The sequence below is a fragment of the Pseudomonas putida genome, assembly GCF_030159595.1.
Taxonomy (GTDB): Bacteria; Pseudomonadota; Gammaproteobacteria; order Pseudomonadales; family Pseudomonadaceae; genus Aquipseudomonas; species Aquipseudomonas putida_AC.
On the sequence record NZ_BSKJ01000010.1, the window covers coordinates 107,591 to 127,151 of the forward strand.

At 64.9% G+C, this 19,561-nt stretch carries 15 protein-coding genes; 13 read left to right on the forward strand and 2 right to left on the reverse strand.

What is annotated here, in order from left to right:
* Positions 1–98: 98 nt before the first annotated feature.
* Together QQL85_RS21210 and QQL85_RS21215 are read right to left on the reverse strand one after the other, a co-directional pair.
* The gene (locus QQL85_RS21210) at positions 99–1,250 is read right to left on the reverse strand and encodes an acyl-CoA dehydrogenase family protein (protein ID WP_284356128.1); all 1,152 of its coding nucleotides are present in this window, start codon (positions 1,248–1,250) and stop codon (positions 99–101) included.
* Positions 1,251–1,266: 16 nt separating this feature from the next.
* Positions 1,267–2,337 (reverse strand): enoyl-CoA hydratase/isomerase family protein, encoded by a 1,071-nt coding sequence (locus QQL85_RS21215; protein WP_284356127.1) that lies wholly within the window; start codon positions 2,335–2,337, stop codon positions 1,267–1,269.
* A 259-nt stretch (positions 2,338–2,596) separates the two neighbouring features.
* Here QQL85_RS21215 and mdcA point away from each other — a divergent pair, with 259 nt between their 5' ends.
* The 13 genes from mdcA to QQL85_RS21280 all read left to right on the forward strand — a co-directional run bounded on the left by mdcA (position 2,597) and on the right by QQL85_RS21280 (position 19,549).
* A complete protein-coding gene (gene mdcA, locus QQL85_RS21220) occupies positions 2,597–4,258 on the forward strand; it encodes a malonate decarboxylase subunit alpha (protein WP_284356126.1) in 1,662 nt (553 codons plus the stop codon).
* Positions 4,258–5,214, forward strand: a complete 957-nt coding sequence (locus tag QQL85_RS21225) for a triphosphoribosyl-dephospho-CoA synthase (RefSeq protein ID WP_284356125.1) — start codon at positions 4,258–4,260, stop codon at positions 5,212–5,214. The genes mdcA and QQL85_RS21225 overlap by 1 nt, the downstream gene beginning before the upstream one ends.
* A 1-nt stretch (position 5,215) precedes the next feature.
* Positions 5,216–5,515: a malonate decarboxylase subunit delta gene (locus QQL85_RS21230; protein ID WP_016713945.1), complete on the forward strand. Its 300-nt coding sequence runs from the start codon at positions 5,216–5,218 to the stop codon at positions 5,513–5,515.
* Entirely contained in the window at positions 5,508–6,356 is an 849-nt protein-coding gene (locus tag QQL85_RS21235) for a biotin-independent malonate decarboxylase subunit beta (protein WP_284356124.1), read from the forward strand. Before QQL85_RS21230 ends, QQL85_RS21235 begins: the two co-directional genes overlap by 8 nt.
* Positions 6,353–7,144, forward strand: a complete 792-nt coding sequence (mdcE, locus tag QQL85_RS21240) for a biotin-independent malonate decarboxylase subunit gamma (RefSeq protein WP_284356123.1) — start codon at positions 6,353–6,355, stop codon at positions 7,142–7,144. The genes QQL85_RS21235 and mdcE overlap by 4 nt, the downstream gene beginning before the upstream one ends.
* A gap of 1 nt (position 7,145) precedes the next feature.
* Positions 7,146–7,760 (forward strand): malonate decarboxylase holo-ACP synthase, encoded by a 615-nt coding sequence (locus QQL85_RS21245; protein ID WP_284356122.1) that lies wholly within the window; start codon positions 7,146–7,148, stop codon positions 7,758–7,760.
* Positions 7,757–8,677 (forward strand): malonate decarboxylase subunit epsilon, encoded by a 921-nt coding sequence (gene mdcH / locus QQL85_RS21250; RefSeq protein WP_284356121.1) that lies wholly within the window; start codon positions 7,757–7,759, stop codon positions 8,675–8,677. The genes QQL85_RS21245 and mdcH overlap by 4 nt, the downstream gene beginning before the upstream one ends.
* Positions 8,678–8,911: 234 nt before the next feature.
* Positions 8,912–9,334: a malonate transporter subunit MadL gene (madL, locus tag QQL85_RS21255; RefSeq protein ID WP_284356120.1), complete on the forward strand. Its 423-nt coding sequence runs from the start codon at positions 8,912–8,914 to the stop codon at positions 9,332–9,334.
* A 2-nt stretch (positions 9,335–9,336) separates the two neighbouring features.
* Positions 9,337–10,101: a malonate transporter subunit MadM gene (madM, locus tag QQL85_RS21260; protein WP_284356119.1), complete on the forward strand. Its 765-nt coding sequence runs from the start codon at positions 9,337–9,339 to the stop codon at positions 10,099–10,101.
* A gap of 285 nt (positions 10,102–10,386) precedes the next feature.
* On the forward strand, positions 10,387–16,239 hold the full coding sequence (gene mnxG / locus QQL85_RS21265) for a manganese-oxidizing multicopper oxidase MnxG (protein WP_284356118.1): 5,853 nt from the start codon (positions 10,387–10,389) through the stop codon (positions 16,237–16,239).
* Between the two features lie 18 nt (positions 16,240–16,257).
* Positions 16,258–18,234 (forward strand): cytochrome D1 domain-containing protein, encoded by a 1,977-nt coding sequence (locus QQL85_RS21270; RefSeq protein ID WP_284356117.1) that lies wholly within the window; start codon positions 16,258–16,260, stop codon positions 18,232–18,234.
* Entirely contained in the window at positions 18,231–18,887 is a 657-nt protein-coding gene (locus tag QQL85_RS21275) for an SCO family protein (protein ID WP_284356116.1), read from the forward strand. The genes QQL85_RS21270 and QQL85_RS21275 overlap by 4 nt, the downstream gene beginning before the upstream one ends.
* Positions 18,884–19,549 carry an SCO family protein gene (locus tag QQL85_RS21280; protein WP_284356115.1) on the forward strand — a complete coding sequence of 222 codons (666 nt, stop codon included), beginning with the start codon at positions 18,884–18,886 and terminating at the stop codon, positions 19,547–19,549. Before QQL85_RS21275 ends, QQL85_RS21280 begins: the two co-directional genes overlap by 4 nt.
* Positions 19,550–19,561 lie beyond the last annotated feature (12 nt).

Sequence of the window (19,561 nt, forward strand, 5' to 3'; positions counted from 1 at the left end):
GCGGGCTTGCCCGCGAACACCGGCTTTGCCGGTGCCATCCACCGTGTTGCCTGATTCGCGGGCAAGCCCGCTCCCACAATGACCGTGTTGCCTTTCAGCTACAGCGGGTAATGCTTCAACTCCCGCGCAATCAGCATGCGCTGGATTTCGCTCGACCCTTCATAAATCTGCGTAATCCGCGCATCCCGGTAGTACCGCTCCACCGGGTAATCCTCCAGGTAGCCATACCCGCCATGCACCTGGATCGCCATCGAACACACCCGCTCGGCCATTTCCGACGCGAACAGCTTGGCCTGTGACGCTTCCGACAGGCACGGCTTGCCGGCGCTGCGCAGGCGAGCGGCATGCAGGATCAGCAAACGTGCGGCGTTCACCTGCACCTGCATGTCAGCCAGCAGGTTGGCGATGCTCTGGTGCTCGTTGATCGGCTTGCCGAACTGCACGCGGTCACGCGAGTACACCAACGCCGCCTCGAACGCAGCACGGGCAATGCCCAATGCCTGGGCGGCGATGCCGATGCGGCCGCCTTCCAGGTTGGACAGGGCAATGGCCAGGCCTTTGCCGCGTTCGCCGAGGATATTGGCAGCGGGGATACGGCAGTTGTCGAAGGTAACCGCGCAGGTATCCGAGGCACGGATGCCCATCTTGTGCTCGCTGCGGTCTACCTTGAACCCTGGGTTGTCGGTGGGCACCAGGAACGCCGATAAACCCTTCTTGCCCAGCTCCGGGTCGGTCACCGCGAAGACGATGGCCAAGCCGGCGCGGCGGGCATTGCTGACGAATTGTTTAGCGCCATTGATGACCCACTCGCCGTTGACCAACTCGGCGCGGGTGCGCAGGTTGTGCGCCTCGGAGCCGGCCTGCGGCTCGGTCAGGCAGAAGCAGCCGATCACCTCGCCGGTGGCCAGGCGTGGCAGCCATTGCTCTTGCTGTTCGGCAGACCCGTAGGCCAGCAGCGGGCCGCAACCTACCGAGTTGTGAATGCTCATCATCGCCCCGGTGGCGCCGCAGCCCGCAGCAATTTCCTCCACGGCCAGGGCGTAGGCGACGTAGTCGGTGTAGCTGCCGCCGAAGTCCTCGGGCACCACCATGCCCAGCAGGCCCAGTTCGCCCATCTTGCGCACCACGCCATCGTCGATCCAGCCGGCCTTTTCCCAGGCCTGGGCATGTGGGGCGATCTCGCCACGGGCAAAGTCCCGGGCCATGTCGCGGATCATGATTTGTTCTTCGCTCAGTTCCAGGTCTTGCATCTGTGTACTCCCGGGCTCACAGGCCTTCGAAGAATTGGTCAACCCGCTGCTGCTGCAGCGCGGCCAGGGTCGGCGGGTTCCAGCGGGGCTGCTTGTCCTTGTCGATGATCAGGGCGCGCACCCCTTCGATGATGTCGCCGTGCCGGAACCACTGGCGGTCCAGGTGCAGTTCCATGGCGAAGCAGTCGTCCAGGCCCAGGTGGCGGCCACGGCGCAACATCTCCAGCGTAACCGCCATCGCCAGCGGCGAGCGGCTTTCCAGCTGGTCGGCGGTGGCCATGGCCCAGGCATGGCTGTCGCCGATGCTGACCGCACGCAGCTGTTCCACAATGGCTTGCACGGTGGGCAGGGCAAAGAAGTGATCGATCACCGGGCGCAGTGTTTCCAGCGGCGCATCGTCAAGCGCCTGAGTGCCAAGCTTGGCCAACAAGTTCTGCAAGTCCTTGAGCGGGTTGTCACCAAAGCGCAACTGGTCCAGGCCCTGGTCGAGGGCAGCGAGCTGGTCACTGGCCAGGTACCAGTCGGCCAGGCCGCAATACAGCGCGTCGGCCGCCTGGATTGGTGCGCCGCTGACGCCCAAGTAGGTGCCCAGCTCACCGGGGATGCGCGACAGGAAGTAGCTGCCACCCACATCGGGGAAGTAACCGATGCCGACTTCAGGCATGCCCAGCCGGCTGCGCTCTGTGACCACACGCAGGTCGCAGCCCTGGGCCAGGCCCATGCCACCACCCAGGGTGAAGCCGTCCATCAGCACCAGCACCGGCTTGTGGTAGCGGTGAATGATCAGGTCGAGGGCGTATTCCTCGACGAAGAAGGTTTCATGCAGCGTGTCGCCGGCTTTGAAGCTGTCGTGCAGCGAGCGGATATCGCCCCCGGCACAGAAGCCTTTGGGGCCTTCGCCGCGCAGTACCACGGCGCGTACATGCGGGTCTTCGGCCCACTGGTCGAGGTGCTGACGCAGGCTACGGACCATGTCCAGGGTCAGGGCATTGAGGCCGGCGGGGCGGTTGAGTGTCAGATGGCCGACCTGGTTGCGGACCTCGGCCAGTACATGATCGGTCGCCGAGGTTTGAGCGTGCGCAGTCATTGCGTTCTCCCTGCTTTGTTATTGATTTTCCGAGTGAAGTCTGGAGTTCGCTGGAGGATCGCAGGATCCTGTCATGCGAATTTGCCTTGCACAATCGACAATTATGCAGGGGCACCGTGCATTTTTGCTGTATGCAGTTTCAGTCACCATCACCTTCATTCATTACGCTGACCGTAACGAACACGCCCGTAGCTTGATTGATCCGTTGGTCAACCCGGCCCTAAGGTGACCTCCACGACAGCGAACCTGTGGAGTCACCATGACAATAACTCAGAACCCACCGCCGCAATGGTCGCGCCGGCGTGCCGAAAAGCAGCGCCGTCTCGACCGAGTCCGCCACCTCGCCGATGGCGTGGTGCTGCCCACCGAACGTATCGTCGAAGCGCTGGAGTTGTTGTTGGCCCCCGGTGACCGGGTGGTACTGGAAGGCAACAACCAGAAGCAGGCCGATTTTCTCTCACGCGCGCTGGCCAAGGTCGACCCCGGGCGCCTGCACGACCTGCACATGATCATGCCCAGCGTCAGCCGCGCCGAGCACCTGGACCTGTTCGAACGCGGCATTGCCCGCAAGCTCGACTTTTCCTTCGCCGGCCCGCAGAGCCTGCGCATCGGCCAACTGCTGGAAGATGGCCTGCTCGAAGTCGGCGCCATCCACACTTACATCGAGCTTTACTCGCGGCTGTTGGTCGACCTGATCCCCAACGTCACCCTGGTGGCCGGCTTCATGGCCGACCGCGACGGTAACCTGTACACCGGCCCCAGCACCGAAGACACCCCGGCACTGGTTGAGCCGGCCGCGTTCAGCGACGGTATCGTCATTGCCCAGGTCAACCAGTTGGTGGACCGCGTGGATGATCTGCCACGCGTCGACATCCCGGCATCGTGGGTCGATTTCGTGGTGGTCGCCGACCAGCCATTCTATATAGAACCGTTGTTCACCCGTGACCCGCGCCATATCAAACCGGTGCATGTGCTGATGGCGATGATGGCCATTCGCGGCATCTACGAAAAGCATCAGGTGCAATCGCTGAACCATGGCATTGGCTTCAATACCGCCGCCATCGAGCTGATCCTGCCCACCTACGGCGAGTCCTTGGGCCTGAAGGGCAAGGTCTGCCGCAACTGGACGCTCAACCCGCACCCAACCCTGATTCCGGCCATCGAGACCGGCTGGGTGCAAAGCGTGCATTGCTTTGGCACCGAGCTGGGCATGGAGGACTACATCGCCCAGCGCCCGGACGTGTTCTTCACTGGCCGCGATGGCTCGATGCGCTCCAACCGCATGATGTGCCAGCTGGCAGGGCAGTACGCCGTCGACCTGTTCATTGGTGCCACCTTGCAAGTGGATGGCGATGGCCATTCCTCGACCGTGACGCGTGGTCGCCTGGCCGGCTTTGGCGGTGCGCCAAACATGGGCCACGACCCGCGTGGCAGGCGCCACGCGACCCCGGCCTGGCTCGACATGACGGTGCCGGAAACCCTGCTGGAGCGCGGCCGCAAGCTGGTGGTGCAAATGGTCGAGACCTACCAGGAAGGCGGCAAGCCCACCTTCGTGGAAACCCTCGATGCCGTGGACGTGGCCAAAAAAGCGGGCATGCCCCTGGCGCCGGTGATGATCTACGGCGACGACGTCACCCACTTGCTGACCGAGGAGGGCATTGCCTATCTGTACAAGGCCCGCAGCCTGGAAGAACGCCAGCAGATGATCGCCGCCGTGGCCGGGGTCACCGCCATCGGCTTGCGGCACGACCCGAAAGACACCCTGCGCATGCGCCAACAGGGCCTGATCGCCTTGCCCGAAGACCTCGGCATCCGCCGCACCGATGCCAGCCGAGAACTGCTGGCAGCACGCAGCATTGCTGACCTGGTCGAGTGGTCCGGCGGCCTCTACAACCCGCCTGCACGGTTCAGGAGCTGGTGATGAACGCACTCGACTTGCAACCGCATGTGCCGCTTCGCGAGCACGCTCGCTCCCACAGGTTTACCGCCGCCCACGAGGCTGGCGCGGTCCCTGTGGGAGCGGGGTTGCCCGCGAAGAGGCCCGCTCAGGCAACCGAAATCTCAGTGGCAGATCACCTGGCCGACCTGGCCGTAGAAGCCCTGATCGACGAAGCCGACCTGTCCCCCAAACCTGGCCTGGTAGACCGCCGCAGCAACGGCGCCCACCCCGACATGTCCCTGTCCCTGATGCACGCTTCGGCGCTGTCACTGTGGCCATGCCTGCGGCAAATGGCCGAAGCCGCCCAAACCTTCGGTGAAATCAGCCAGCCCCTGCGCGCCTCGCTCGGCCAACTCGGCCGCGAAGGCGAGGTCGCCATGCTCGCCACCACTGGCGGGGTCAACACCCACCGCGGCGCCATCTGGGCACTCGGCCTGCTGGTAGCGGCCACAGCTCTCGACCCCCAGGCCGACGCCAACACCCTGGCCGCCCGCGCCGGGCGCCTCGCACTGCTGGACGACCCGGCCATGGCCCCGCAAGACAGCCATGGCCAGCAGGTCCGCCGCCGCTATGGCGCTGGCGGCGCCCGCGAGCAGGCGCAGCAAGGCTTCCCCGCCGTCATCGGCCACGGCCTGCCACAACTGCAACGTAGCCGCGCCGCCGGTGCCAGTGAGCAGCACGCCCGGCTCGACGCGCTGCTGGCGATCATGGCCGTACTCAGCGACACCTGCGTGCTCTGGCGTAGCGGTCCATCCGGTCTGGCCACCGTGCAGCAAGGCGCGCTGGCCGTACTGGCCGAAGGCGGCAGCGCCACCCTGGCCGGGCGCCGGCAACTGCGCGAGCTGGACCAGCACCTGCTGCACCTGAACGCCTCACCGGGCGGCGCCGCCGATTTGCTGGCCGCCTGCCTGTTCCTCGATAAAGCCGGGAGCCTGTGACATGGAAACCCTGAATTTTCAATTCCCCGCCGCTGAACCGGGCCGTGGCCGCACGCTGGTGGGCTGCGTCAGCTCCGGCGACCTGGAGGTGCTGATCGAACCTGGCACTGCCGGCAGCCTGCAGATCCAGGTGGTCACCTCGGTCAACGGCAGTGCTGCCCGCTGGGCGCAACTGTTCCAGCGCCTGTTCGAGGGCCGCGCCTGGCCGGCCGTGAACATCGACATCCATGACTTTGGCGCCACCCCTGGTGTGGTGCGCCTACGCCTTGAGCAAGGCTTCGAGGAGATTGCCCATGACTGACACCGAACGCTTGCTGCAGAGCCGCAGCTTTGTCGAACTGGGCGCCCGCCAGCGTGCGCGCGCCATGCTCGATCCGGGCAGCTTCCGTGAACTGCTGGGGCCGTTCGACCGGCTGATGTCACCCTGGCTGCCGCGCCAAGGCATCGTGCCCCAGGCTGATGATGGCGTGGTGATCGCCAAAGGTCGGCTGAACGGGCGCAATGCTGTGGTTGCTGCCATCGAAGGTGGTTTCCAAGGCGGCAGCATGGGTGAGGTGGGCGGTGCAAAGATCGCCGGTGCGCTGGAGCTGGCCATCGAAGACAACCGCAACGGCATCCCCATGTGCGCCGTGTTGCTACTGGAAACGGGCGGGGTGCGCCTGCAAGAGGCCAACCTGGGCCTGGCAGCCATTGCCGAGATTCAGGCCGCTATTGTCGAACTGCGGGCCTGGCAACCTGTGATCGGCGTGATCGCAGGTTCGGTCGGCTGCTTTGGCGGCATGTCCATCGCCGCCGGCCTGTGCAGCCACTTGCTGGTCACCCGCGAAGCCCGCCTGGGCCTCAACGGCCCGCAAGTGATCGAGCAGGAAGCCGGCATTGGCGAGTACGACGCCAAGGATCGCCCCTTCATCTGGAGCCTGAGCGGTGGTGAGCAGCGCCATGCCAGCGGATTGGTGGACGGCTATGTGGCCGACGACATCGACGCGCTGCGCGAACGCTTGCTGCAACTGCTGGAGGCACCTTCCAGAGATCGCGCCAACCAGCATGTCTGGTTCCTCGACAGGCTGGCCCGGCTGGGCGATGACTGCCCGCAACTGGATGCCGCTGCCGTACGCGCCCTTTATCAAGGAGAAGCCCAATGAACCGTGCCCTGAACTGGCTGCCGGGCCTGGCCGGCGGGCAAGCTTTGCCTGGTTACCCCGCGTCGTTGCGGGTGATCGATGGCGAACTGGACAACCGCCTGGCGCGCTTCATCGCCGTGGTGCCAGATGCTGGAAACCCGTTCCCCCGTGCACGCTCGGGCGAGGTCGGCCTGCTGGAAGGCTGGGGCCTGGCCAAGGCCGTGAGCGAGGCGGTGGAGGCTGACCGCGACGGGCAGAAGCGGGCCATTGTCGCGGTGATCGATGTACCCAGCCAGGCCTATGGCCGCCGTGAGGAGGCCTTGGGTATCCACCAGGCCTTGGCCGGTGCCGTGCAGGCCTATGCCCAGGCGCGGCTGGCCGGGCACCCGGTGATCGGCTTGCTGGTTGGCAAGGCCATGTCCGGTGCCTTCCTGGCTCATGGCTATCAGGCCCAGCGTCTGATCGCTCTGGACGATGCCGGGGTGATGATACACGCCATGGGCAAGGCGGCAGCAGCGCGGATTACCCTGCGTAGCGTCGAGCAGCTGGAAGCGCTGGCCGCCGAGGTTCCACCCATGGCCTACGACCTGAACAGCTATGCCTCCCTTGGCTTGTTGTGGCGCCGCCTGACGGTGGAAAGCGCAGAAGCCCCGAGCGCTGCCGACATCGTGCAAGTGCGTGCTTGCCTGGCCGATGCCGTACGCGATATCGGTAACTCGACCGACCTGTCGTCACGATTGGCGGGTGAAAACCGCAGTGCATCACGCCAGGTATGTGAGCAGTTACGCCGCCAGTGGCAGGGTGCTTGAGATGAACGCGCCAAGGCCGCACGACCTGCTGTGGGGGATGCCCGTGTCGGGTTTGCCCACGGATGCGCCCCAGTGGGCGCTGGAGGTGTTGGCAAGCGGTCAGCCGGTGGTGGTGCGCCGTGCCACCTGTGAAGCGGGCTGGGTGGCGGTGGGGCTTCGCGGTCACGGTAGGGCGCAGCGGTTGGGTGCCTTGATGCGCCTGACCGATATCCAGCGTCAGCAAGGCCCTGAAGCCCTGCGCGTGCATGAGCAAAGCCCATGGCCTGCATTGCAGGCACTGGCTTCGGTCACCCTGGTATTGCAGGCCCGTGGCTTGGCCTGGGGGCCGACGGGCGGGGTGGGGTATCAGATCGCAACTGGCATTGAAGTGGTACACGCCGACAGTGACCTGGACCTGCTGCTGCGCACGCCACGACCGCTGGCCCGCGCCCAGGCGCGGGAGCTGCTGGATATTCTCGACTGCGCGCCATGCCGTATCGATGTGCAACTGGAAACCCCGGCGGGTGCGGTTGCCCTGCGCGAGTGGGCCAGCTTTGCCCCCCGTGCGCTGCTCAAGTCGCCCCATGGCCCGCGCCTGGTCAGCGACCCTTGGGCCGAGATGGAGCGTGCCGCATGAGCAGCCTGTTCGCCTTCCCCGGCCAGGGTGCCCAGCAGGTGGGCATGCTGCAACGCCTGCCTGAAGGTTGTGGGCACCTGCTGGAAGAGGCCAGCGATGTCCTCGGCCAGCAGGTGCTGGGCATGGACAGCCAGCAAGCCCTGCAAAACACCCGCGCCGTGCAGCTGTGCCTGCTGCTGAGCGGCGTGGCCTGGGCGCGCTGGCTGATGCAACGCAGCCCTTCACCGGATTATGTGGCGGGCTTGTCGATTGGCGCTTATCCGGCTGCGGTCGTGGCGGGTGCCTTGGGCTTTGCCGATGCCGTGCGTTTGGTCGCCCTGCGTGGCGAGCTGATGCAGGGCGCCTACCCGCAAGGCTACGGCATGACCGCGCTCAGCGGCCTGGACTTGAACAGTGTCGAGCGTTTGCTGATTGAGGTGGGCGGTGAGGTATACGTCGCCAACCTCAACAGCGAAAACCAGATTGTCATTGCAGGTAGCGATGCGGCGATGGCCGAAGTCGCCGCCAGGGCTCGTCGTCGGGGCCAGGGTGTGGCGAGGCGTCTGGCGGTCAGCGTGCCGTCGCATTGCCCGCTGTTGGACCGCCCGGCTGCGGCGCTGGCCGATGCCTTCGCCACGGTCGAGCTGCAACGGCCACGCATTATGTACCTCAGTGGTAGCAGCGCACGGCCGGTGTACGACCCTCAGCGCCTGCGCGACGACCTGGCCGGTAACATGGCGCGGGTGGTCGACTGGCGTGCCACGTTGCGCAACGCCTATGAACGCGGCGTGCGCCTGCACCTGGAAATGCCGCCTGGCAGCGTGCTCAGCGGGCTGGCCCGGCCCGTGTTCGAACAGGGCAGGGTGGTGACGGTGGAAGGCACCCGTTGGGACACCCTGGATGCGCTGTTGCGCCAGGAGGTGGCCCAGAACCGATGAAGATGGCAGCCTGCTGGCGCGATCAATTTGAGAACTGTCTTGTTCAAATTCTGGAAGCTTGCGCGATCACTGTGGGAGCGGGCTTGCCCGCGAACACGGGCGAAGCCCGTGCCATCCACCGCATCGCCTGCTTCGCGGGCAAGCCCGCTCCCACAGTGATCGTGATAGCCGCATCAATGTGTGTTTACGAAGAACAAAAACAAGCAACTTCGACACTACCTGAGGACAACAACAATGATCATCTATGGTGTGGCACTGCTGGCGGTCTGCACGCTTGCCGGCGTCGTCGTCGGCGACTTCCTGGGCGTGCTGCTGGGCGTCAAATCCAATGTGGGCGGGGTTGGCATCGCCATGATCCTGCTGATCTGCGCACGGCTTTACATGCACCGCAACGGCGGCATGAGCAAGGAATGTGAATTCGGTGTGGGCTTCTGGGGAGCCATGTACATCCCGGTGGTGGTGGCCATGGCCGCTCAGCAGAACGTGGTCACCGCCTTGCACGGCGGGCCAGTTGCGCTATTGGCGGCGGTGGGCGCGGTGCTGGTGTGCGGTCTGACCATCGCCCTGATCAGCCGCAGTCATCGGGGCGAGCCATTGCCCGCGCTTGAGCCTACCCCCGAAACCCGCGCGCAGGTTGCCCCTGCAGGAGGTCGTTGAACATGTGGCCGATCATTGAAAATGCCCTGGAGCACAACGGCCTGATCACTGCCTTTGCAGTGGTGGGCGTCATCATGTGGTTGTCGGTGCTGCTATCGAAGTACCTCACCTTTGGCCGGGTGCACGGTTCGGCCATCGCCATCGTCATCGGCCTGGTGCTGGCCTGGGTGGGCGGCACCGTCACGGGTGGCCAGAAAGGCCTGGCCGACATGGCGCTGTTCTCCGGCATCGGCCTGATGGGCGGGGCCATGTTGCGCGACTTCGCCATCGTAGCCACGGCCTTCGAAGTGCAAGCCACCGAGGCGCGCAAGGCCGGCATGATCGGGGCTGTAGCGCTGTTGCTGGGCACGGTGTTGCCGTTCATTGTCGGCGCGGCGGTGGCCTACGCCTTCGGCTACCGCGATGCGGTGAGCATGACCACCATCGGCGCGGGCGCGGTGACCTACATCGTCGGGCCGGTGACCGGGGCGGCGCTGGGTGCGAGTTCGGACGTCATGGCCCTGTCGATTGCCACCGGGCTGATCAAGGCGATCCTGGTGATGGTGTTCACCCCGGTGTCGGCGCGCCTGCTGGCGCTGGACAACCCGCGTTCGGCGATGGTGTTTGGTGGGTTGGCGGGCACGGTGTCGGGGGTGACGGCCGGGCTGGCGGCGACGGATCGGCGGCTGGTGCCGTATGGGGCGTTGACGGCTACCTTCCATACCGGATTGGGGTGTTTGATGGGGCCTTCGATTCTGTACTTCTGCGTTCGTGGCCTGGTCGGCTGAAGGGAAGCTGAAGGCGAACATTGTGGGAGCGAGCTTGCCCCGCGAACACCGGCGGAGCCGGTGCCATGCACCGCGTAGCCCCATTCGCGGGACAAGCCCGCTCCCACATCGACCGAATCGTCATCAAGGCTAAGAGGTGCCCCCCATTTTTGGGGATCTCGCCCGGGTGATCCTCCCCAATCTGATGCGGTTAGCTGCATAAGCTCATGAAATAACTAGAGATATACTCCTGGCACACACCTTGCTCCACACCTCCGCAGAGTCCCCGTGCCCCGGAGGTGCAGCATGTCTACGCCACGCAAAGGCCCCCTTCTGTCATCACTCGTTCTGGCCCTGCTGGGCTGGGAATCGACCAGCGAGGCGGCCGTGCAGTGCCAGCGCACCTTGGTCGCCAACGTGGTGGCGCTGGACCAGCCACTGATGTTCAACCGCCTTGGCGCGCAAAACGCCAACGGCATGATGTTCGCCCTTCGTGAAGATGTGGTGGACGACAAGCAGGTCCCTCTCAGCAAGGGCGGGGCGGCTGTTCCGGGCAAGGTCACCCTGCGCCCGGACAAGCGCCCACGGCCGATTGTGCTGCGGGTAGCGGCTGGCGACTGCCTCACGGTCAACCTGACCAACCTGCTGGCCTACCAGGCGAACCCCAACAAGCACGGTATCGACCACGAAGAAAACGAGGTCGAAGGCGAGGAGGAAGGCCCGGAAAACGAGGTCGAGAACGAAGGCGGTGAGGGCTTTGTTGCCGATGAGCAGGTGAACGACCGGCATGTCGGCTTCCAGGTAAACGGCATGCAGGCGGTCAACAGCATTGGCAATATCGCCGCCAACACTGGTCGCAATGGCAACTTCCTGGTGTCGCCCGGCAACACCCGCAGCTACACCTTGTACGCCGAGCGTGAAGGGGCCTTTGCCGCCACCAGCCAGGGCGCGACCTTTGGCGGCCAGGGGGGGGCAGGTAACGTTGCCAACGGCCTGTTCGGCCAGGTGGTGGTCGTCCCCAAAGGTGGGCGAACCTTCCGCAACACCCTGACCGAAGAAGAGATGCGCCTGGCCACCACCGGCCGCACCGCCACTGGCCAGCCGGTGATCGACTACCAGGCCCGCTACCCACAAGCCGAACCGTGGCTCACCGAGGGCAAGGCCGGCAAGCCGATCATTGCCATGGTCGACGGCAATGAAATCCTCAACAGCGAGACCGACGCCATCGTCATGGGGCCAAACCCCGATGGCAGCTTCCCGCGTTCGACCTACCCACTGGAAAGCGTCAACAAGCGCAACCCCGCGTTGCCCAACCGCCTGGAAGCGTTCCGCGACTTCGCCTCGCAGTTTGCCGATGAAGTGGCTGCCACCCAGGCCTTCCCAGGCTACTGGGCGGACCCGGTGATGGGCCATGTGCTGGAGCCGACCCGCGATTCGTTCATGATCAACTACGGTTCTGGCGGCATGGGCGCTGAAGTGGTCGCCAACCGCCTGGGCGTGGGGCCGATGCATGATTGCCTGTCGTGTGCCTATGAGGAGTTCTTCCTCAGTGCACATACGGTGGGTGATATCGGCACCCTGGTGGACGTGCCGGCCAACGTCGGGCTGGAGAACATTCGCCCAGGCGAAACGCCACCGGCCAGCGCCGTTGGGGTCAAGGCCAACATGGCACTTTACCCGGCTGAGCCTGCCAACGTGCACCACAGTTACATTGGTGATTTCACCAAGTTCCGCAATACCCACAATGGCCATGAACAGCACATCTTCCACCTGCACGGCCACCAGTGGTTGTTCAACCCCAATGACGACAACTCCGACTACATCGACGCCCAAGGCATCGGCCCGGGCATTGGCTACACCTACGAAATCGCCAACGGTGGCTCGGGCAACCGTAACCGCGTGGCGGGCGATGCCATCTACCACTGCCACTTCTACCCGCACTTCGCCCAGGGCATGTGGGCCATGTGGCGGGTACATGATGTGTTCGAGGAGGGCACCCGGCTGGAGGTGAGCGGGCAGGGCGCGAATGGTTTCCACAGCACGCCGTTCGCCCTGCGCAGCGGCAAGCCGGCTACTGGCGCCCGGGCATTGCCTGATGGTGAGATTGTTGCCGGTACGCCGATTCCCGCCATCGTGCCGCTGCCTGGCAAGGCCATGGCGCCGATGCCGGGCAAGGTGGTGGTGGTGCCCAAACTGTCCGAAGAACGGGTCGCCGCCAATGACGATGACGACGAAGCAGGCGACGACGATCACGCCAACGAAACGCCGGTGCGCAAGGCCGTCGGCTCGCTGGCGCTGGTCGACCGCACCGATGCCAACCGTAACGCCGACGGTACGCTGAAGAACCCCGGTTACCCGTTCTGGATCGGTGGCATGGAAAGCAGTGTGGGTAACCGCCCACCGACCCCGCCACTGGACATGCTCGACCCGGCACTGGCCCAGCAGTTGAAAGCCAGCGGCAAGGCCCTGTGGGCCAACCTTGATCCCAACCAGGTCGATGGCTGGGATGGCGGCCTGGGCCGGCACGCGCTAGACGGCGTGTCTGCAGGCGGCGAAGCGGTGACCACCACCACCAAGCTGGACTTCTCCAAGGTGGTGCACAAGGCCAAGCCCATCTATTTGCCTGAAGAAGGTACCGATGTCGAGCAGGCCGCCATGCAGTTCCATGCCAAAGCCGAGCACGCCAGCTACGCCCTGATCCCTGGCAGCCAGCCAGTGGCCAAGGCGTTCCGCACCAACGGTGCCTTGCCCACTGCCGGGGCGCCGTTCTACGAGCCTTGCATGGATGACCGCGGCAAGCGCCTCACTCAGACCTCGGGTGTGGGTGAGTATGTGAGCGGCGAGAGCCTGACCGGCATGAACTTCCGGGGTTCGTCCAGCTTCACCGCCGACCGCCCGCGCATCTACAAAGGCGCCAACATCCAGTTCGACGCGGTGTACAACAAGGTCGGCTACCACTTCCCGCAAGCCCGTATCCTGGCGCTGTGGGAAGACGCCTGGCCGGTGATCACCAAGCAGCGCCCGCCAGAGCCGCTGGTGATGCGCATGAACACCTTCGACTGCACCATGTACACCCACACCAACCTGATTCCGTCGGTCTATGAAATGGACGACTATCAGGTGCGCACCCCGACCGATGTGATCGGCCAGCACATTCACCTGCCCAAGTGGGACCTGACTGCCGCCGATGGTTCGGCCAACGGCTGGAACTACGAAGACGGCATTCTCTCGCCCGGCAGCGTGGTAGAGCGTGTGCACGCCATTCGTGCCTACAACGGCTGCACCGAAGGTGATAGCCGCGACGGCACCGCTGCCTGCCCGAAAGCCAAGCAACACCCGTACTTCGGCCGCTTCGGCCGGGCCGACTGGCTGGGCGCACGCACGGCCATGCAGCGCTGGTTTGCCGACCCGCTGGTAAACGTGAACAACGTCGACCGTGGCCTGGGCACCATCTTTACCCACGACCACCTCGGCCCATCGACCCACCAACAACTGGGGCTGTATGCGACCGTGCTGGCCGAACCTGCCGGCTCTACCTGGTATCACGCCGAAACCGGCGAGCAACTGTACAACCCGGCCATGCGCCAGGACGGCGGGCCGACTTCGTGGCAGGCGGTGATCAAGACCGGCGACCACGATGGCGACGGCAAGAACGACAGCTACCGTGAGTTCTTCCTGGAGTACAGCGACTTCCAGCACGCCTATGAGGCCGGTGTGTATGTGGGTGCAGGCCCGGACGGCATCCCGAATGGCCAGTCCTACCCGGCCACGGCCGACAGCTTCCGCTATGCCATCAACCCGCCAGTCCGGCAGAAGGCATCGAACCTGCTCGAATCGGTGGTCGAGTCGCGTGGTGGCCTGGCCCCAGGTTGCCCAAGCCGGCCTTGCCCGCAGGCGATTTCGGTCGATGACCCGGGCATGTTCGTCGTCAACTACCGCAATGAGCCGCTGGCCCTGCGGGTATTCGACCCGAACAAGGTCGGCCCCGACGGCAAGCGCGGCATGCAGGCAGACGGCCTGGCCGGCGACCTGAGCTATGCCCTGCAAAGCCGTACCGACCGTGCGATCCCGGCCATGAACATGGCGCCATCGGCGATCACCTCGGCAGTAGGCCCAACCGGTGGGACCACGCTGTTCCCACCGCACATCAACAAGGCCGGCAGCGAGCCGGGCGACCCCTTCACGCCCATGCTGCGTACCTACTCTGGCGACAACGTGCGCTTGCGCCTGCATGCCGGGGGCCACGAAGAGGAACACAACGTTACGCTGCACGGCGTCAAGTGGCTGCAGAACGGTTCGGGCTTCGGTAACAGCTCCAACTCGGGCTGGAAGGCCTCGCAGATGATCGGTATTTCCGAACAGATGGGCTTCATGGCACCGGTGTCGATGATTTCCAGTTCGGCGGCTACCAATGGCGATTACCTGTACTCCATGGACGCAGCCCTGGAAGGCTACTGGAACGGTATCTGGGGGGTGATGCGCAACTACACCGCACAACGCGCCGACCTGTTCCCGCTGCCGAACAACACCCAGCCGGTGGCCATGCGCAATACCGTGAACTTCGACGGCATCTGCCCGAAAACCACGGCCAACCCCAACGGCATCGGTACCCGTACCACGGTCAAACGCAGCTACGAGATTGTCGCGGCCCTGGCCAACGACATCCTCGAAAACCGCAACGGTGTCAGCATCAACGACCCGGCCGGTGCGGGCCAGCATGTCGGTGGACCGCTGAAGGCCACTGGCGGCACCCTGGTGTTCAACAGCCGCAAGACCAGCATCCCGCAGGTCACGGTGGTGGACGAAGAGGACGGCACCACCTTCACCGTGGGTGGCCACAGTGCGCCGCTGCATGACCCGACCGCCGTGCTGTATGTGCGCAAGGCCGACCTGGATGCCACCACCGGCAAGCTCAAAGCCGGCGTACCGGTGGAGCCGCTGGTGTTGCGCGCCAATGCCGGGGATTGCATCAGCATCACCCTGGAGAACCGCCTGCCGTCGGTAATGCCAGACCTGCCAAGTACTGCCGTGATGCAGAACGTGGTCAAGCGTGACCGCTTCGACAGCGAAGGCTCCACCGCCTTCAACAACAACCTGATGCGGCCCTCCAGCCATGTGGGCTTGCACGCCCAGTTGCTGGCGTACGACATCACCAAGTCCGACGGTGCCAACGTGGGTGCCAACCCGGTGCAGACCGTGCCACCCCGGGTGGGCAACAGCGGTGCCTACCCAAGCCGGGTGTACCAGTACTACGCCGGTCACCTGGAGCGTGAGGGCAAGCCGGTGCTGCAACTGGGCCGCACGGTGGACAACATCAACACCACCGCGATCGAGTTCGGCGGCCTGAACCTGACGCCGTCCGACTTCATCAAGCAGCCCCAGAAAGGCCTGGTCGGCGGTATGAGTATCTTGCCGCAAACCGCAACCTGGACCGAGGACACTGCCAGCCGGGCACAGGCCACGGTGAAGGTCGCCGGCCAACCCGACTACCGCGACCTGGTAACGGTGTGGCAACGCTCGATGAACATGCGCTGGGCTGACGGCCGCCCGGTCGAAGGCATCGCCACCGAAGGCAACGGCGTGCCGGGAGACCCGAAAGACAACGGCAACATGGCCATGAACTACAAGACCGAACCGCTGTGGCTGCGCTTTGGCCTGGCACCGGATGCACCCTTCGGCCATGCCGATGGTTTCGGCTTTGCCGATGTGCCCAACGCGCACATGGCCTACAGCAATGCCCTGGTCGGCGGTGACCCGCAAACCCCGGTGCTGTACGCCAAACCCGGCCAGCCCGTGCGTAGCCATGTGCTGATGCCCAGCGGTGGCAGCCGCGGTATCACCTACCAGCTGGACGGGCACCTGTGGCCGCTGCACAACTACCAGGCCGAGAAGAGCGACGTGGATGGCTACCCGATGAGCCTGCCTGGCATCGGTTCAGTGCGCTTCGGCTACAACCCGATGGCCATGTACATCGGTGCCCAGGAAAGCGTACTGCCAGCGGCGCACTTCAGCTTCATGCTGCCGAGTGCCGGCGGTGCCAACGCGGTGGCGGGTGACTACCTGTTCCGCGATTACGCCGCCTACGGCAACCTCTCGGGGCTGTGGGGGATTTTGCGGGTGACCAACGAAGCGCCGCCGGCAACGGCCCCGGCGCAGTGACGAAAGGGGAGCGCGAGCATGAACAAGAAGACTCGCCCTGCTTACTTGGGGGTAGTGCTGGGAGTAGCGCTGATCGGCCTGGGCGTGGCGTACGAAAAGCTCTGGTGCGATCCCCGCGAGCTGTTGCAGGAACCTGCCGAGCCGCAGGTCCCGCACCGGCTCAGCCGGGATGGCGTAACCGTTGAGTTCGAGGCCCGGCCATTGGCCGGGGGGGAGCTGAAGGAAGGCGGTTTCGCCAACATCCGCTTCAAGCTCAGCGACCAGACCAGTGGCCAGCCACTGTCGGGCATGGCCCCGGGGGCGTGGATCGACCCGGCGCAGTCGGCCCCGGTGGGCGACCGCGACCAAAGCTGCAAGGCCCGGGTCGCGCTGTTTCTCAAGAGCAGCATCGGTGCCCGGCCACTGCTCGACCTGAACAGCTACTTTCTGTTGATGCTGAACAACGACGCCAGCCTGACGGTGATCGACCCGACCGTCTCGGTGGGCGGTGTGACCAGCACCATGGCCCGCATCGACCTGCCCGGGCGGCCCATGGACTGGGCGGCCACCGGTGACGACAAGCAGGTATTTGTGTCGATCCCCGAGCGCGGCAAGGTTTCGGTAATCGACACCGAAACCTTCACCCGCGTGGCCGACCTGGACGCCGGCGACCAGCCGCTGCGCGTGGCCCTGCAACCCGACCAGCACCGGTTGTGGGTGGGCAACAACAGCAGTGACCCGGCCAAGGGTGGGGTCACGGTGATCGACGTGCCGGGGCGCACCACCCTGAAAAGCTTCAAGACCGGCACCGGGCACCACGAAATTGCCTTCAGCGCCGACTCGCGCTATGCCTACGTCAGCAACCGCGACAGCGGCACCCTGAGTGTTATCGACATCCCGGAAATGCGCCTGGCCAAGACCATCAAGGTTGGCCCGCACCCGCTGTCGGTCAGTTACTCGGCGCTGTCCCAGGCCGTGTATGTGGTCGACGGCGAGGAGGGTAGCGTGCGAGTCTTCGATGCCCGCAGCCACCAGTTGCGCCACACGGTCAAGGCCGAGCAGGGCCTGGGGCCAATGCGCTTCAGTGGTGATGGCCGCTACGGGGTCGTGCTCAACACCCTGGAGAACCAAGCGCTGGTCATCGACGCCAGTACCGACAAGCTGATCCACCACATTCCGGTGGCGGCCGAACCGTACCAGCTGACCTTTACCAAGGGTTATGCCTATGTGCGCGGCCTGGCTTCCCCGAAAGTGACCATGATCAACCTGTCCAGTCTGGGCGAGGGGCGTTCACCCATCGTGCAGGGGTTTGAGGCCGGCCCGGCCGCGCCGCGCCAGGCTGGTGACCTGCCGCTGGCCCAGGGGTTGTCGGTGTCGCGTGATGACAACTCGGTGTTCGTGGTCAACCCGGTGGACAACACCACCTACTTCTACGCCGAAGGCATGAACGCACCGATGTCTGGCTACAACAACCGTGGCCACCAGGCCCGCGCCGCCATTGTTGTCGACCGCAGCCTGCGCGAAGTAGCGCCCGGGGTGTACGGCTCGACGGTGAAGCTGCCCGCTGCCGGCAAGTTCGACGTGGCCTTCCTGCTCAACCAGCCGCAGATCATCCACTGCTTCAGCACCGATGTGGCTGAGTCACCCAATGCCACCAAGCGCAAAGGCGCGCATGCCGAGTTCATTGGCCTTGACCAGCCAATGCCCCAGCACGGCGCGATTACCGCACGGGTGCGCATCGTTGGCGACGACGGTCAGCCACGCCTGGGCCTGAACGACCTGAGTTTGCGTTACTTCCTGGCGCCATCGTCGATGCCACGCAACCTGCAACTGCAAGAGGTGGGCGAGGGCGTGTACCAGGCGGCCCTGACTCTGCCCGAGGCTGGCGCGTGGTACCTGCATGTGCAGTCGCCCTCGTTGGGGCGCAAGTTTGCCGAAGAGAACTACACCAGCCTGCGTGTCCTGCCGGCCGCGGCGACCAACGCTTCCCAGACTGACGTGAGGAATGTGCGATGAACACCAAGCATGCTTTCACACTGTTGGCCCTGAGCCTGGCACTGGCCAGCAACCTGGCCCTGGCCCACGCCGGACATGATCACAAAGGCCACGCCGAGCAGCCCCCGGCAGCGAGCCAGGAAAAGACCAGCGTGCGTTTTGCCGACGTTTCGCTGCTGAACCAGGACGGCATGCCGGTACGGCTGGAGAGAGACCTGGTGGATGATCACCTGGTGGTCATGGGCTTCATCTACACCAGCTGCACCACGGTGTGCCCGGTGGTGTCGTCGATCATGGGCAAGGTCCAGCAACAGCTGGGTGGCCGGGTTGGCGAGGAAATCCACATGGTGTCGATCAGCGTGGACCCGCAGCGTGACGACGCCAAGCGCCTGCAAGACTACGCGAAGGCCTTCCAGAAGGGGCCGGGCTGGAGCTGGCTGACCGGTACCCCATACGCCATCACCGAAACCCTCAAGGGCCTTGGCAGCTTCAGCGCCGACCTCAGCCAGCACCCGCCGCTGATCCTGGTGGGTGATGGGCGTAGTGGGCACTGGACGCGCTACTACGGCTTCACCGACCCGGCGGTATTGATCGAAGAGATCAACCGCCTCAGCGCCCGCCGGGTGCATGCCAAGAGCACGGCCATTGCCGATCATCATGAGGTGCAACCATGAGCACTGTATCTTCCCGCCGCGCCGGTATGCGCGCTTTCGACTGGCTGGTGCTGGGCGGCTGCCTGTGGATCCTCGCCTCGGTGGCGTTCGCCCACGAGGGCCATGCGCCGCAAGCGCCAGCGCCACAACCGGCACCCCAGGCAATGACCAGTGGTGGTGGCACGCGCGACGCGCAGACGTGGTTCACCGATACCGTGCTGAAGGACCAGAACGGCCGCGCGCTGCGGTTCTACAGCGATGTGCTCAAGGACAAGGTGGTGATGCTCAACGTGATCTTCACCCATTGCACTGACGCCTGCCCGCTGATTACCCGCAAGCTGCGCGAAGTGCGTGAGGCCATGGGGCCGCAGTTGGCCAGCCAGGTGACGTTCGTGTCAATCAGCAGCGACCCGCTCAACGATACCCCGCAGGCGCTCAAGGCATTTGCCGAGAAGCAGGGGGTGGATGGGCCGAACTGGCTGTTCCTGACCGGCGACAAGGCCAATGTCGACCTGGTGCTCGGCCGCATCGGCCAGTTCTTGCCAAGCCCCGAGCAGCATTCAACACAGCTGATTGCGGGTGATGTGGCCGGCAAACGCTGGAGCAAGATCCGCCCGGATGCGCCGCCCATGGCCATTGCCCAGCGCATGCAACTGCTGACCCAGCCACTGGCAGGGCGGTGAGCATCATGAACA

Bases quoted from the DNA above. Each gene is read 5' to 3' on its own strand.
- QQL85_RS21215 (WP_284356127.1), bottom strand. From the start codon at position 2,337: ATGACTGCGCACGCTCAAACCTCGGCGACCGATCATGTACTGGCCGAG.
- QQL85_RS21225 (WP_284356125.1), top strand. From the start codon at position 4,258: ATGAACGCACTCGACTTGCAACCGCATGTGCCGCTTCGCGAGCACGCT.
- madL (WP_284356120.1), top strand. From the start codon at position 8,912: ATGATCATCTATGGTGTGGCACTGCTGGCGGTCTGCACGCTTGCCGGC.
- QQL85_RS21230 (WP_016713945.1), top strand. From the start codon at position 5,216: ATGGAAACCCTGAATTTTCAATTCCCCGCCGCTGAACCGGGCCGTGGC.
- mdcH (WP_284356121.1), top strand. From the start codon at position 7,757: ATGAGCAGCCTGTTCGCCTTCCCCGGCCAGGGTGCCCAGCAGGTGGGC.
- QQL85_RS21270 (WP_284356117.1), top strand. From the start codon at position 16,258: ATGAACAAGAAGACTCGCCCTGCTTACTTGGGGGTAGTGCTGGGAGTA.
- QQL85_RS21235 (WP_284356124.1), top strand. From the start codon at position 5,508: ATGACTGACACCGAACGCTTGCTGCAGAGCCGCAGCTTTGTCGAACTG.
- QQL85_RS21210 (WP_284356128.1), bottom strand. From the start codon at position 1,250: ATGCAAGACCTGGAACTGAGCGAAGAACAAATCATGATCCGCGACATG.
- QQL85_RS21280 (WP_284356115.1), top strand. From the start codon at position 18,884: ATGAGCACTGTATCTTCCCGCCGCGCCGGTATGCGCGCTTTCGACTGG.
- mdcA (WP_284356126.1), top strand. From the start codon at position 2,597: ATGACAATAACTCAGAACCCACCGCCGCAATGGTCGCGCCGGCGTGCC.
- QQL85_RS21275 (WP_284356116.1), top strand. From the start codon at position 18,231: ATGAACACCAAGCATGCTTTCACACTGTTGGCCCTGAGCCTGGCACTG.
- mnxG (WP_284356118.1), top strand. From the start codon at position 10,387: ATGTCTACGCCACGCAAAGGCCCCCTTCTGTCATCACTCGTTCTGGCC.
- QQL85_RS21245 (WP_284356122.1), top strand. From the start codon at position 7,146: ATGAACGCGCCAAGGCCGCACGACCTGCTGTGGGGGATGCCCGTGTCG.
- mdcE (WP_284356123.1), top strand. From the start codon at position 6,353: ATGAACCGTGCCCTGAACTGGCTGCCGGGCCTGGCCGGCGGGCAAGCT.
- madM (WP_284356119.1), top strand. From the start codon at position 9,337: ATGTGGCCGATCATTGAAAATGCCCTGGAGCACAACGGCCTGATCACT.